Genomic DNA, 12,772 nt, shown 5'->3' with positions numbered 1-12,772 from the left:
TAAGTATCTTTCTTTTTAACTTTCATATTTTTCAATATATTCTTCATAATCTAATACTTCAATAACCTTTGACCAGTGTAATATGGTTCCTACAAAATCTCTAATGTCTAAACCTTCCACTTCATAATCTTTATCTGTATTAACCGTACCAGTAGCATTTTCTATAAATGTCACTTTATATCCTCTGTCAAATGCTGATATAGCTGTAAACATGCAGCAAAATTCTGTATTAAACCCAGTAATGAAAATATGATTGATATTTAGTTTTTTTAATAAATTATCTAATTTAGTATTAAAAAAAGCACTTGGCGTCTTCTTTTCAATTATATGTTCACTATAATTCTTTAAAGAACTATGTAATTTAGACCCCTCATACTCTTTATATAATGAACTTCCTTTATCTTCATCCATATGTCTTAAAAAAATAACTGGGTATCTTTTCTCTTTAAAATCACTAATTACATTTTCAATTAAAGATAATTCCTCTTTAAAATCCCTCATATTAACAATACCATTTTGCACATCAATTACTAAAAGAGCTTTCATTTTATCACTATCCTTTAAAATAATATTAATTTTTATCTTTATTTAATATGTCTTTCAACTAATTCCCTGCACTTGAAGCTGCTGCTGTGGAAGCTGCTATTGCTGCAATCATTGCAGCTTGTTGTGCTGCTATAATAGTTTCTATTGATATACTCAGAGTTGTATTTACAATCGAACTTTCTTTTTGTTCTTTAATATATTCACTACTTATAATTGCTGAAGCTATAAGCACATTCATGCCTTTTCCTAACCATTTATATCTTTTTTGATTTCTTAAATAATCAGCAATTTCTACAAAATCATTCATTAATTCATTTTCATTTCCATCAATTAAACTTATTAGTCCAATAGCAGGATAATAATCTGTAGAGATTTTCAATTTGTTAGACCTTAAATTATTATGAATATTTTCACATTTATTTACAGTATCTCTTATACTGCTTTCACTAAAAGCCATAATATGAGATAACATTTGAAGTCCATTACTTTTAGAAAATCCTCTATTATTAAGTTCTTCATAATAATTTTCTAATAAATCCGTACTATGATCAGTACTTGCAAGTAAAATTGCCAATGCATAATCATCTCCGCTTGTTAAAAATGGATGATTCTTCTTCATATCTTTATAAATATCCATTGCTTTTTTTGTATAGTCCCTCACATCATCTCCCTTATATACACTTGATAATGAATAAAGTGCCGTGGGTAAATATGATGAATATTTAAATCCATTTTCTTTTAAAATCTTTTCATTGCTTAACATGTTATCAAATTCTTCTTTTGGATTATCTACATTAACATTTAATAGCCCACTTAAAACAAATGTCATATGTCCCCTAAGTGGAGAAAACATGCCTGTTTTATTTTTAATGTATTCTTTTATTTCTTTGATTTTAGTAATATTTATTTCTTTTCCCTTCATAGCATATGATAGGGCAATTAAATGCCTTGACATATCATTTTCCCATTTAAATTCCTGTCTCAATTCTTCATAGTTTTCCATCATATTTTTAATTCTTTCTTCATATATAAATTTCATAATTTCCTCCTAAATAATTTTTATGTTAGTATACTATTATTGATTTTCTGATGCTTTATTTTTATCTTTATAATGGTAAATAAGTCCTCCAATAAAAACTCCTAAACCTCCACCTAATGATATACCTGCTATAACTCTCTTAATCATTATACCGATTATAGTTCCTAATAATATTCCAATTACTACTGCTATCATATAATGCAAATCATCTTTTTTTGCCAAATTAAAGCCCTCCAAAAAAACTTATTTTTACTTATTTATTACCCTTATCTCTGAAAAAAGATATACCTCCAAAGCCACTGATAATAGCTATATAAAAGCCTAAATCATAAGTCCAACCCGTGTTAAATATCTCATATATTCTTATATTAGAATTAAATATACCTCTTATAAGAGATATAGGTGCAATCCATCCATGCCAAATTCCCCAAAAAAATCCTGCAGGATCAGATGACGAATAGGCTCCATCACCTGGCATACATCCTGATAATATTAGTGGTATTCCAAATCCTATAATAAATAATAAAGCTGTTTTTTTCTTCATAATATTCACCTCTATAAGTTATATTGTTATTCCAAATTGTTTAGCTATTTCTTGTACTCCCATTTGAATTTCTTCTCTAGAAAAATCATTACTTTCTAGATATTCATTACTCATATCGTTTAGTCTAGTATAAAAATCTAAAGATAATACTATATGATCTTTATTTTTAAGATCTAAATTATCAAATAAGAAATTCTCTGCTTCATTTAATTGTCCTTTTTCTATAAATTCTAACAGCTGCTCATGTAGATAATCAGTATAATTTTTATTTTTTATCTCATAACTAATTTCATCTTTATCTAAAAGTATCTTTTTTAGAAATCTTATTGATTCACTTATTATCCTCATCACATAATCTTGTTCATACATCAAATCACTCCAAAATCTATTCTTTATTTATGAGTTTTTTAATCAATCCTATTATACCACCTATCCATGTTCCAAAAAAAGCACCGATACTATAAAATCCTAATATCAGACCTCCCCAACCTCCTACTTGACCAAAACTATAAATAAATATTGCTATACAAAACAAACTAATTATAATAGTTATTAAAAACAAGATTGATTTTGAAACTTTAAAAGATATAATAAACATAATAATTGCAAATATAATTCCCAAAATTATTATAGGAGTCCATCCATCTAACATCAATACATCCATTTTATTTACGTCCTTTCTGCGTTATTAGTATTTTAAATATCCATAATTTTATTGCCTTGTGATACATTTTCATTAAATTATTTTATTTCTTTCTCTGCAACTTCTTTTTTTGAAAAAGTAAGCTCACTTTGTCTATGATAAAATTGCTGTGCTTGATCATTTTGTGCTGTAAATAAATAATATTCCTTTACTCCTTTTTGCTTAAAATATTTTTCTGCTCCAGCAAATAACTTTTTTCCTATTCCTAGTCCTCTTTTATTTTTTAGTACATATATCCAATCTATATACCCTGTTTTTTCAAAATCTACTAAACTAAGTGATATTGATATATCACTTCTACCTATAATAATTCCATTTTGGATTGCAACTATTACTTTACTATTTTCTAAGTTATCAATGTCTATTTTATTTAAATTATCCTTATATTCATCTTCATTAAATTCATTTACCCATATTTCTGGTTCTGTTATTCTAGCTTCCTTTTCAAAGTTAGATAATTTATCTATGTCATTTGAATTAACACAATCAATAAATATTTCTTCCAAATTTTTATTTTTCATTTTTTTCTCCTTAATTTACTTATAAATTTCATTAACTATTTTATATATTTTCTTTTAATCATACCTTGGGATTTCATCATACCAAACTTTTCGTAAAACTCTTGCATATGAGTGTCACACGTTAAATCAATGCAATCTATATTTTGAAGCAACTCAAGCATCATTTCAAATAATTTACTTCCCATACCTTTACTCTGATATTCTGGCAAAACCTCTAACATAGGTATAAATGCAAAATTCACTTTATCACTTAGTGCATTTATAAATCCAACAACCTTTGATTTTTTATTGTCATAACCAATTACAAAATAATCACTATTTTTAAGTGTTTTATAATGTTCTTCGGAAGTAAGTGGTTTTTTCCATCCAACGAAAAATCCTTTTAAATCATTACTATCTATTTCTTCAATATTAGTTATATATTCAATCATTGTTACCCCTTCTTTCATTATTATTTTATATAATTGAATTTTAAATATATATTTATACATAAATACTATATCTAAAATTCTTATCTATAAAAATCCTTAATAAATCCTATTTTACTAACTTTGTTTTTATCAATAATAAATCCTGATTTTTCCGGTATACCTATTATTGTATGTTTTAAAATATCTGCTAATTTTATCAATCTATCTTTCTTCTCTTCTGTATAATGAGGACAAATTGAGTAATCAACTAAACCCAATCCCCTTGTATCTTCTATACCAATTATATCATTATCATTTGTAGTTCTAATATCTTTCCCAAGAACTACAGCCCCTGCACTATTTCCAATAATCATAGTATTTTGAGCTTCATGTTTTAAAAAATCTCCAAAACCTGATTTACGCATAATATCTAAAAGTTTATAGGTATTTCCACCTGCTATATATATGACCTTTGCATTACGAGCTATTTCCCAATCTTTATATAAATCTGCATATGTTATATTAAAAACTCCATATTGACTCATTTTTTGTTTGAAAAATTCAAAATATTCTTCTTGAGATCTTGTAGTTGCAGAAGGAATAAATACTATTAATTCATCCTTTTTAACTTTAGAAATCCAATATAAGTCAATTTCTTGAGAATCAGGATAGTATGAACCACCATTTAAAATAATCATCTTAACACTCCAAACCTTATATTTTTATATTACTAATTTGAATTTTTTCTATCTGATTATCTATGTCTTCTATATCATTCCAATTCAACATAAACATTTATTCAATATTAATATTAAATTCTATTTCAAAAAAATCATTATTTTGTTTTGATTTATTTTCATATTTCATTATTATTTTTTGATTTTCTGGTCTCAATGATTTAAAATGAAAGTTCTGTCTATCATAATTTGTGCCTTCTTTATCTCTATCTGATTTAGGTATAGGTATATCAATCCACAAACGGCCTTTTATACTAATTATTTTTTTATTAATCTCATTTTTTGTATTCCAAGTATAATAAATTGTACGATTTGCAGGCAGAGATATAATAAAATTAGAGTCTAATGGTATATATAAATTTAACTTCTCATTGTTACTCACCTTATATTGTTTAATTTCTGCATTATTATCTTTATATATGATAACAGCAATAAATTTTTTATCTATATCTGTAGTATAAGCATAGCTTTGTTTCTACAAAACTTTATCTATATCATTAACATTTCTTATTTTAAAATCATAATTCAATAATTTATTATTTTCTTCATCAATCATTACATGTTGAGTACAGCCTGTTATAATTATAATACTAATTATTCACACAAGAATAATATATCTTTTAAAATCCATTATATATCCTCTCCATAAATACACATCAATTTTTCTATAGTTTCTCTATCTAACAATTCTTCATTTGTTTCTTGCTTTAACGCATAATGATATTTTAATATAAAATCTAAGGGTTTACCCACACAGTCCTTTAGCTCATCTATTCCCATTACACTTTCAATATATTTTCCCATGGTATATCCTAAGGGATGTACTATTTGTTCTTCCATAAGATATTCATGTAATTTTACATCTTTATTTAAAACTATTCTATCTCTTAACTTATTACTGAATTCTTTAATGTATCTAACTGGATTTTCTAAATAAACTTTAACCATGTCTTTTTTCATAAATCCAAAATACTCATATATAAAAGAAATTTCTTCAAAGCTACACATATCAGCCATTCCTTCATTTTCTAGAGCAAATAGTGACCTTCCTACTTCTTCGTATCCTTTTTCTATCTTTTGAATATTTTCTTTTAAATAATGATGAGTTTCATGCGCTAATAAAGCTTCTAATTGTTCATCATTAAATAAAGTTGCAAAAGAAACATCCAATAACATAACCCTTCCTTCTACACATGCATTATACATAAAAATATATAATTTTATATTAATTTCTATATCTTTATTAATATCTGGTAAATATTTCAATGCTTTTTTTATAAAATTTTGAGAAATTATTATTCTTTTTATTCTATTTATATGTGAATCTAATTTTTCAATATTATTTAAAGACCATATCACAGATTTAATAATGCTACTTGCTATAGGATCTTTTTCATTTGAGTGTTTACTTTTATCTAAATAAATTTCATATGCTTTATAAAACAAGTCTATCCATTGTTCTTTTTCTCTAAGTCCAACATTTTTGCCAAATAATTCTACTAATTTTTCATATGATTTTTTGTTAAAAAGTTTTACTATATCTTCCCTATTTAAAATATCTTTGGTATTAAATATATTACAAAAATCTTTAACTCCATCTATTTCTATATTAATATTTATTTCCATATAGTCCTCCTAATTCCATTTAAATATAGTTAGCATAATACTAAACATAATATTTACTTTGTATATGCTCCTCTTTGCTTTCTAATTTCAAATAACTTTTCAAGAAACCAATAGTTAATGAATTTATTTTCCTTTGCTAATTGTAAAACCTCATCTTTATCTGCCCACTTCACTTCTTCTACCTCATCATATTGTAATCTTAAATCTTTGATATCTATATCTTCTTCAATTAAAAAATAATCATCAAAACCATTATCAAAATTTATAGTGAAAAATGCTCTATCATTTGATAAGTCTACTCTATATCCAATTTCCTCAAATGTTTCTCTTTCAGCTGCCTTTGTACTTGTTTCTCCAGATTGAACAGCTCCCCCAATAGTAATATCCCACATATTAGGCCATAGCTTTTTCGATGGTTGTCTTTTTTGAATAAGCATTTCATTTTTTGAATTAAATATACAAACATGGATTACAAGGTGATAATCATACTCGCCAAGTTTGCTGCCTCTTTTTATTGTTTTACCTGTTAAATTTCTATTTTTATCATAAACATCCCATAATTCTATTATAATTCACCTCTCAAAATGAAATTTACTATGTTTTATACTATAACTATATCTTAAAACTCCTTCTATAAAATACCCTCCAAATTTAATTTCTCAATTAGAATTTTCATTTCACCAATTTCTGTATCTTCAAATCCACCATGACAATCTGAGCCACAGGTTATCATTAAATCTCTATCTTTACATATTTCAATACATAAACTTGTAATTTCATTAGTATGAGAAGGAGAATAACATTCAATCCCATCTATCCCTAAATTGATAATTCTAACTAGCTCCTTCTTAAAAATATCTAAATTAGTTTCTTTAATTACTTTGCCTGGATGAGCTAATATAGCTTTACCACCTGCATTATGAATGCATTTACAAACTAGTTCTATTGAAGGAAATTGTACACAATTATATGAATGATTATATTCTTTATATAAATCAAAGCCTTCAAATAAACTTTTAGTAAGTCCCTTTTCAATAAAATAATGTAATAACTTCCACCCACCTTTTCTTTTATCATAATTAAATTTAGAATAATCGGATAATGATATATAATCATAATCATTTTGCATTTTTTCAATTAACTTTGTATTAACTTCTTCTAGCATAATACGATTTTTATTAATCAAATCATTAAACTTCTTATCTTCTATATCTACACCATATCCTAGAATATGATAATTAACTCCATCATCAATTGCATCTATTTCTACACCTGGAATACATTTTATATTATATTTATGTTGAAATTTCATTAATTCAATTGAACCATCAATCATATCATGATCTGTTATAGCTAAGATCCCTATATCTTTATTAGATGCTTCTATTAAAATTTCTTTTGGAGACATTGTTCCATCTGAATAATAAGAATGGATATGTAAATCTACAAATTTTTGCTCCATATTTAGGCTCCTTTATCTTATCTAAGCTAATTATATCTTATTATAATTATTCTACATATTATTTTGAATTCCTTTTTTTTCTATAAAAAAAGACTGAATTCTTTTCAAATTCAATCTAATATTTTGCTATTTTATAGACTTAATATTTATTATAAATTTAAAATTTACTGGCTACTACTACCATAATAATTAGTAACACAATACATATACTCATTGTTATGTAAGCTAATTTGCTAATAGAATAATTTTTATTTTTCTTTATATATTCTTTTACTTTCTTTTGTTCATATAAAAGTCCTATTAATAAAAATATGATATATGGTATTATTATAGAAATCATAATCATAGCTTCAGGCGTATTATTTTCAATATTATAATATTCCATAGTAAATGTAGTTACCCCAAGAATCATAAAGAAAAAGATTATAAATCCAATTACGATTTTATTAGACATTTTTGCTTGGATAAGATCTTCAGTATCTTTATATAAAAATTCCTGATTTTTCATATTTATTATTATGATTGAAGATAAAAACTCCATTACATATATTAAAAGAATAATACCTCCTATAAAATCTGGGGTTGAAATATGTCCTAATATAATCATTAAAAAAATAAAAATAGTTGAAGTTATCATAATATGATTTTCAATGCTCGCTAAGATTTTCTTTAAAACTATCTTATTATATTGAATTTTTCTATCATATCCTGCAATAACAGAAAAATTATCATTTTTAATAGCATTACCAAAAGTAAAAAAGATAATGGTTTCTATAAATAATATTATTGACACTGGAAATATAGTGACTATTTTGATTTCTTTATAAATAACAGTACTAATTACTATATTTAAAATAAATAAAATAATAGAACTTATGTATAAAATAAAGCTACTTTTACGTTCAAACTTCTTTTGAATCTTTTTAGTTTCACCTGTTATAATTTCATCTATAGTAATTGAAAATATTCTAGATATATTATTTATCATATTTATATCTGGAATAGTAATACCTCTTTCCCAATTAGATATTGCTTGTCTCGTTACATTAAGTTCTTTTGCTAAATCTTCCTGTGTCATTTTATTCTTATTTCTTAATAGTTTGATTTTATCACCAAAATTTTTTTCTTCCATTTAAAACTACCTCCTAATTTATATAATAATATGTCAAAAATCATTTATATTATATAAATCATAACACAGGACCTTATTTTCTAATAGCAATGAACCGTTGCATTAAGGCAATTACTTATTTCCTTACTATTAAAACTTATTTTTAAAATAATCTTCTTTTGTTATTATATAATGATAGATTTCGTTTTCAATTTTAAAAACCTTAAATCCAACTGCTCCATGTGTCTTTTTAGCAGCTTGTCTATTCTCTTCAAAATGATTATGTAAAACATCTACATCCAATTTTTCAAATGCATATTTTACTAGAAGATTAAGTGCTTCTACACTATATCCTAGTCCTCTAAATTTAGCTTCAATTACTATTCCCATGTCATACCATTTTTTCTTTTCATTATAGTATAAATTTACTTCACCAATAGGACTATCGTCTTCTTTCCTTATAATATAAGCATAATATTTTAGTGGTTCATTATTTATCCAAGAATTAAACCAAGATTTCCACTTATGTTCTGAAAAATCAATACAACCATTTTCTTTATTATAATTTTTAATTGGTATATCATAGCCCTTGTTATAAGACATTGTTTCAGGATTGGATAATAAAGATTGTCTATAGCTCATTTCCTCTAATCTAGGTACTTTTAAATATAATCTATTCATTCTTCACCTCTGATATTTGAATTTACATAACATTAAACTTTAGTAGTTACAACTATCTCTTCTGATTTAATTTTAAATCCGATAGTCTTTGCTAAATTAATTGAAGCTTTATTTAAAGAATCCACTAAATAAATAGGAATAATATTATTATTTATACACCATTTAATTCCTTGTCTACCTACATCCTTTCCATATCCTTTTCTTCTATGCTCTGGAGCTGTCCAGACTACTAAATTTCCTCCACTATAATCTATATTAGAAACTTTACACCAAGAAATAATCTTATCTTTTTCAAGTATTACATATTGTCTACCTTCTTCTACTTCCTTTTTCTTTCTATTCCATATTTCTTCCTTTTCTTTATCATCCTTTTGTTTTAAAGAATTCATTAAAATTTCCTTGGTGAGTTTCACAGATTTTGTATTATTAATATTTTCTAATTTTTCTTTATCAAAAGATAATCTATACATCCTTCTGATGCTATAATCACTTATTCTATTTTTAAAGAATTTATCTAAAACTGAAATAAGTTCATCATTTTCTTTTATTTTATAAGATGATATATAGATTTTAAAATCCTCATATAATTTTGGTTCAATAGAATATATAAAAATGTCATTTACTTTAGTTGCAATTAAATGGTGATGATACAAACGATTAATGGGAATCTCCCTTTGCTTGCATTTCTTCACAAGTGTTCCTTTAAGTTCTAATCCATCTATCCCTAAATATTGAAGATAATATTTAGGGAAGTTTTTAAATTCTCTTATATTAGATATTTCCTTTCCTTAATCCTCTTATTAATTGTTTATTTATATCACTTAGATTATGTTGTTTTATTTTGTTAGAAGTCCATCCAAATCCATCATTCTTATATCTTGGAAAAACATGTAGATGGAAATGACCAATATCATTAAACTCTCCACCATTTTGCATTATACTATATCCATCTAGATTAAATTCTTTCTTTAATAACTTCACCATAATCTTTGATATATCCATGATTCTTGTTGATTCTTCTATACTTAATTCATCTAAATCTAATTTATGATTTTTAGGAACAATTAATAAATGTCCTTTATTTATTGGATCTATGTCCAAAAATACAACAACTAATTCATCTTCATATATTATATTTGATTTTATTTCACCTTCAATTATTTTACAAAATATACAATCTCTCATATATAACTCCTCTTATAATAAGTATAAATTTAGGTATTTATTAATACTCATTTAAATTTCTACTAATCAAACTAATTCTTTTATTACTAGCATCTAATTCCACCATACCACCTATTGGCATAGTAAACATTGGATGAGTATGGCTACAATCTACTTCTGCTAAAAATGGAAAGTCGTACTCTCCTATAACTTCTTCTAATATTTCATATGGCTTTCTTTTGCTTCCCATATCATCAAAAATCTCATGCTTTCCTAAAATCAATCCACCTATTTTATCAAATACTTTATTCACTTTTAACATAGCAAATGAACGTTCTATAGTAGCTGCCTCTTTTAAGGAGTCTTCTATAAATAATATATCTCCTTTTTTAATTTCAGGCATATATTCACTGCCCCATATGCCTGTCATTGTATTTAAATTACCTATTATTAATCTCCCCTTAACTTTCCCTTTAGATAAAGTTATCCATTTATTCTTATTTTCTTTTTTACCTCTATATTGACTCTCCCAATCAATATATTCTTCTGTCCATATTTCTGGCATTTTATATTCATATGGTATATTATCTTCAGCTATTAATATATCTTTAAAGTATTTATAAGTCATTTCATTAAATGGTTCCATTTCTCCAAAAGAAGCTACCAGTGCTGGACCATAAAATGTAGTTATTCCAGTTTTAGCATATATAGCAAATAATATTGCTGTAATATCAGAATATCCTATAATTATTTTAGGGTCTTTTTTAAAGGTTTCATAATCTATATAAGGTAATATTGAATTTGAATTCATACCTCCTATAGTAGAGATAATACATCTCACTTCTTTATCTCTTATTAGTTGATTTAATTCTTTCACTCTTTCTTTTATACTGCCTGATCTATAAAAATCTTTTTTACCCGTAAGTTTTCCATTCTTTAAATTAAAGCCTTTTTTCAAAAGAAATTCCTTACTTCTTTCAAATCTTTTAGGGCACAATGCAGTAATAGGTGATGATGGTGAAAAAAACCGATTGTATCACCGATTTTTAATTTATTTATCATTTATATTACCTCCTCCTTAATTCAACCAATTATTTTGCTCATAATTTTATCAAATTTACTTTCCATACAAACGCTAATGTCTGTTGTTACAAATTTTCCATTATAAAAAAGACTAAATATTGTAGCTGGAGTTGGAGCATTTTGAGCTTCTTCTACTGTTTCAAGTTTTATTGTTTTTAGCTTTAAATTGCGTTTTTTAGCTGTTTCAGCAAGAGATACTTTAACATGGTATTCTGAATAAGGACAACGATTAGAATAATAAGCTACATAACCTTCCTTTTCAGGGCATTCTCCACTTCTTACTAACTCACTAAACTTTGGTTCATTAGCTTTTTCATTAAAAGTAAGAGCAATTAAGGCAAAACCAGCAGGGGTCTCGTTGGTAACTTTAAAGCCTTGTTTAAGTAACCATTTTGTATCACTCATAAAATGATATTTTTTCTTTCCTACAACAGTAACTAAACCATCTTTGCCTTGTTCTTTCGCATCTGTAATTGCTTGGTTTAATAATACTTTTCCATGTCCATTCTTTTTATATCTGCCAGAAACCCAAAAACATCCAATCATCATATAATTTGGTGCAATAATTGGAACCCATGCTTTTTCAGCTGGTCCATATTCTATAAAAACTTTTGCACGTTCCTCTAATCTTAAAAAAGTATGTCCATTATCAAATTCTTTTTTTAACCATTGTTTCTTTAATTCATAACTTTCTGAACATTTTTTGTCTGAAATAGCACAACATATATGCTCATTATCAATATTATTTTTATTAAGTTTAATATAAGTCATTATCTTCCTCCATTTCTTCTTGCATGAATAGATTTTATATATATAAGTGCGCTAGCTTGGACACATGAATTTATAAACATTTATAATTTAAGCTTTTTTGTGATTCTAATTCTTAATCTACTTTAATGTCAATATGATTTAAATTTTTCCTCTGTTTCTTTTCTTAATATAATGGTTTTTTTTAGTTTTTCTCCAGCTCTTTTTACTTCCTCTAAAGCATCTTGATTCTTCAGTGAATCTTCCTTTTTAAATAACTTTAGAATTTTAACAGTCTCTACTACTCTATATCCTAAACCTTCAAGGGGTTTACTCATAGCTTCTGCAGTAAATCCCATATCTTCTTCATCATTTTGTTCACAAATAGCTATAACTAC

19 protein-coding genes and 1 pseudogene are annotated in these 12,772 nt (G+C 25.5%); all 20 read right to left on the bottom strand.

The window, feature by feature from the left end; all coding sequences use genetic code 11:
- Positions 1–15 precede the first annotated feature (15 nt).
- Entirely contained in the window at positions 16–546 is a 531-nt protein-coding gene (locus tag ACTHUW_RS05615; protein ID WP_442196824.1) for an isochorismatase family protein, read from the bottom strand.
- A gap of 58 nt (positions 547–604) precedes the next feature.
- The gene (locus ACTHUW_RS05610) at positions 605–1,585 is read right to left on the bottom strand and encodes a DUF4003 family protein (protein ID WP_442196823.1); all 981 of its coding nucleotides are present in this window, start codon (positions 1,583–1,585) and stop codon (positions 605–607) included.
- A 36-nt stretch (positions 1,586–1,621) separates the two neighbouring features.
- Positions 1,622–1,807 (bottom strand): hypothetical protein, encoded by a 186-nt coding sequence (locus tag ACTHUW_RS05605; RefSeq protein ID WP_442196822.1) that lies wholly within the window; start codon positions 1,805–1,807, stop codon positions 1,622–1,624.
- Between the two features lie 31 nt (positions 1,808–1,838).
- Positions 1,839–2,129: a hypothetical protein gene (locus ACTHUW_RS05600; protein WP_442196821.1), complete on the bottom strand. Its 291-nt coding sequence runs from the start codon at positions 2,127–2,129 to the stop codon at positions 1,839–1,841.
- Between the two features lie 18 nt (positions 2,130–2,147).
- On the bottom strand, positions 2,148–2,498 hold the full coding sequence (locus ACTHUW_RS05595) for a DUF6483 family protein (protein WP_442196820.1): 351 nt from the start codon (positions 2,496–2,498) through the stop codon (positions 2,148–2,150).
- Between the two features lie 16 nt (positions 2,499–2,514).
- Entirely contained in the window at positions 2,515–2,793 is a 279-nt protein-coding gene (locus ACTHUW_RS05590; protein ID WP_442196819.1) for a YesK family protein, read from the bottom strand.
- A 77-nt stretch (positions 2,794–2,870) separates the two neighbouring features.
- Positions 2,871–3,353 carry a GNAT family N-acetyltransferase gene (locus ACTHUW_RS05585; RefSeq protein ID WP_442196818.1) on the bottom strand — a complete coding sequence of 161 codons (483 nt, stop codon included), beginning with the start codon at positions 3,351–3,353 and terminating at the stop codon, positions 2,871–2,873.
- 35 nt (positions 3,354–3,388) lie between these two features.
- The gene (locus tag ACTHUW_RS05580; RefSeq protein ID WP_442196817.1) at positions 3,389–3,784 is read right to left on the bottom strand and encodes a GNAT family N-acetyltransferase; all 396 of its coding nucleotides are present in this window, start codon (positions 3,782–3,784) and stop codon (positions 3,389–3,391) included.
- Between the two features lie 80 nt (positions 3,785–3,864).
- Positions 3,865–4,461: a Type 1 glutamine amidotransferase-like domain-containing protein gene (locus tag ACTHUW_RS05575; protein WP_442196816.1), complete on the bottom strand. Its 597-nt coding sequence runs from the start codon at positions 4,459–4,461 to the stop codon at positions 3,865–3,867.
- A gap of 97 nt (positions 4,462–4,558) precedes the next feature.
- A complete protein-coding gene (locus tag ACTHUW_RS05570) occupies positions 4,559–4,882 on the bottom strand; it encodes a protease inhibitor I42 family protein (protein WP_442196815.1) in 324 nt (107 codons plus the stop codon).
- Between the two features lie 248 nt (positions 4,883–5,130).
- Positions 5,131–6,126: a DUF5700 domain-containing putative Zn-dependent protease gene (locus ACTHUW_RS05565; protein WP_442196814.1), complete on the bottom strand. Its 996-nt coding sequence runs from the start codon at positions 6,124–6,126 to the stop codon at positions 5,131–5,133.
- A 53-nt stretch (positions 6,127–6,179) separates the two neighbouring features.
- Entirely contained in the window at positions 6,180–6,596 is a 417-nt protein-coding gene (locus tag ACTHUW_RS05560) for an NUDIX hydrolase (RefSeq protein ID WP_442196878.1), read from the bottom strand.
- Positions 6,597–6,757: 161 nt separating this feature from the next.
- Positions 6,758–7,588 (bottom strand): PHP domain-containing protein, encoded by an 831-nt coding sequence (locus ACTHUW_RS05555; RefSeq protein ID WP_442196813.1) that lies wholly within the window; start codon positions 7,586–7,588, stop codon positions 6,758–6,760.
- A gap of 157 nt (positions 7,589–7,745) precedes the next feature.
- Positions 7,746–8,720 carry a helix-turn-helix domain-containing protein gene (locus tag ACTHUW_RS05550; RefSeq protein WP_442196812.1) on the bottom strand — a complete coding sequence of 325 codons (975 nt, stop codon included), beginning with the start codon at positions 8,718–8,720 and terminating at the stop codon, positions 7,746–7,748.
- Positions 8,721–8,849: 129 nt separating this feature from the next.
- Entirely contained in the window at positions 8,850–9,380 is a 531-nt protein-coding gene (locus ACTHUW_RS05545) for a GNAT family N-acetyltransferase (protein ID WP_442196811.1), read from the bottom strand.
- 32 nt (positions 9,381–9,412) lie between these two features.
- Positions 9,413–10,072: a GNAT family N-acetyltransferase gene (locus tag ACTHUW_RS05540; RefSeq protein ID WP_442196810.1), complete on the bottom strand. Its 660-nt coding sequence runs from the start codon at positions 10,070–10,072 to the stop codon at positions 9,413–9,415.
- 79 nt (positions 10,073–10,151) lie between these two features.
- Entirely contained in the window at positions 10,152–10,565 is a 414-nt protein-coding gene (locus ACTHUW_RS05535) for an HIT family protein (RefSeq protein WP_442196809.1), read from the bottom strand.
- Between the two features lie 40 nt (positions 10,566–10,605).
- Positions 10,606–11,541 (bottom strand): S66 family peptidase, encoded by a 936-nt coding sequence (locus tag ACTHUW_RS05530; RefSeq protein WP_442210190.1) that lies wholly within the window; start codon positions 11,539–11,541, stop codon positions 10,606–10,608.
- Positions 11,542–11,627: 86 nt separating this feature from the next.
- On the bottom strand, positions 11,628–12,398 hold the full coding sequence (locus ACTHUW_RS05525) for a GNAT family N-acetyltransferase (protein ID WP_442212764.1): 771 nt from the start codon (positions 12,396–12,398) through the stop codon (positions 11,628–11,630).
- 128 nt (positions 12,399–12,526) lie between these two features.
- A pseudogene (locus tag ACTHUW_RS05520) lies at positions 12,527–12,772 on the bottom strand (flavodoxin family protein); the annotation flags it as partial.

Origin of the sequence: Senegalia sp. (in: firmicutes) (assembly GCF_052088025.1) — a bacterium.
Lineage (GTDB): Bacteria > Bacillota > Clostridia > Tissierellales > SIT17 > Anaeromonas.
The sequence above is the reverse complement of the archived record's forward strand: the minus strand, read 5'-3'. Positions and strand labels throughout refer to the sequence as shown.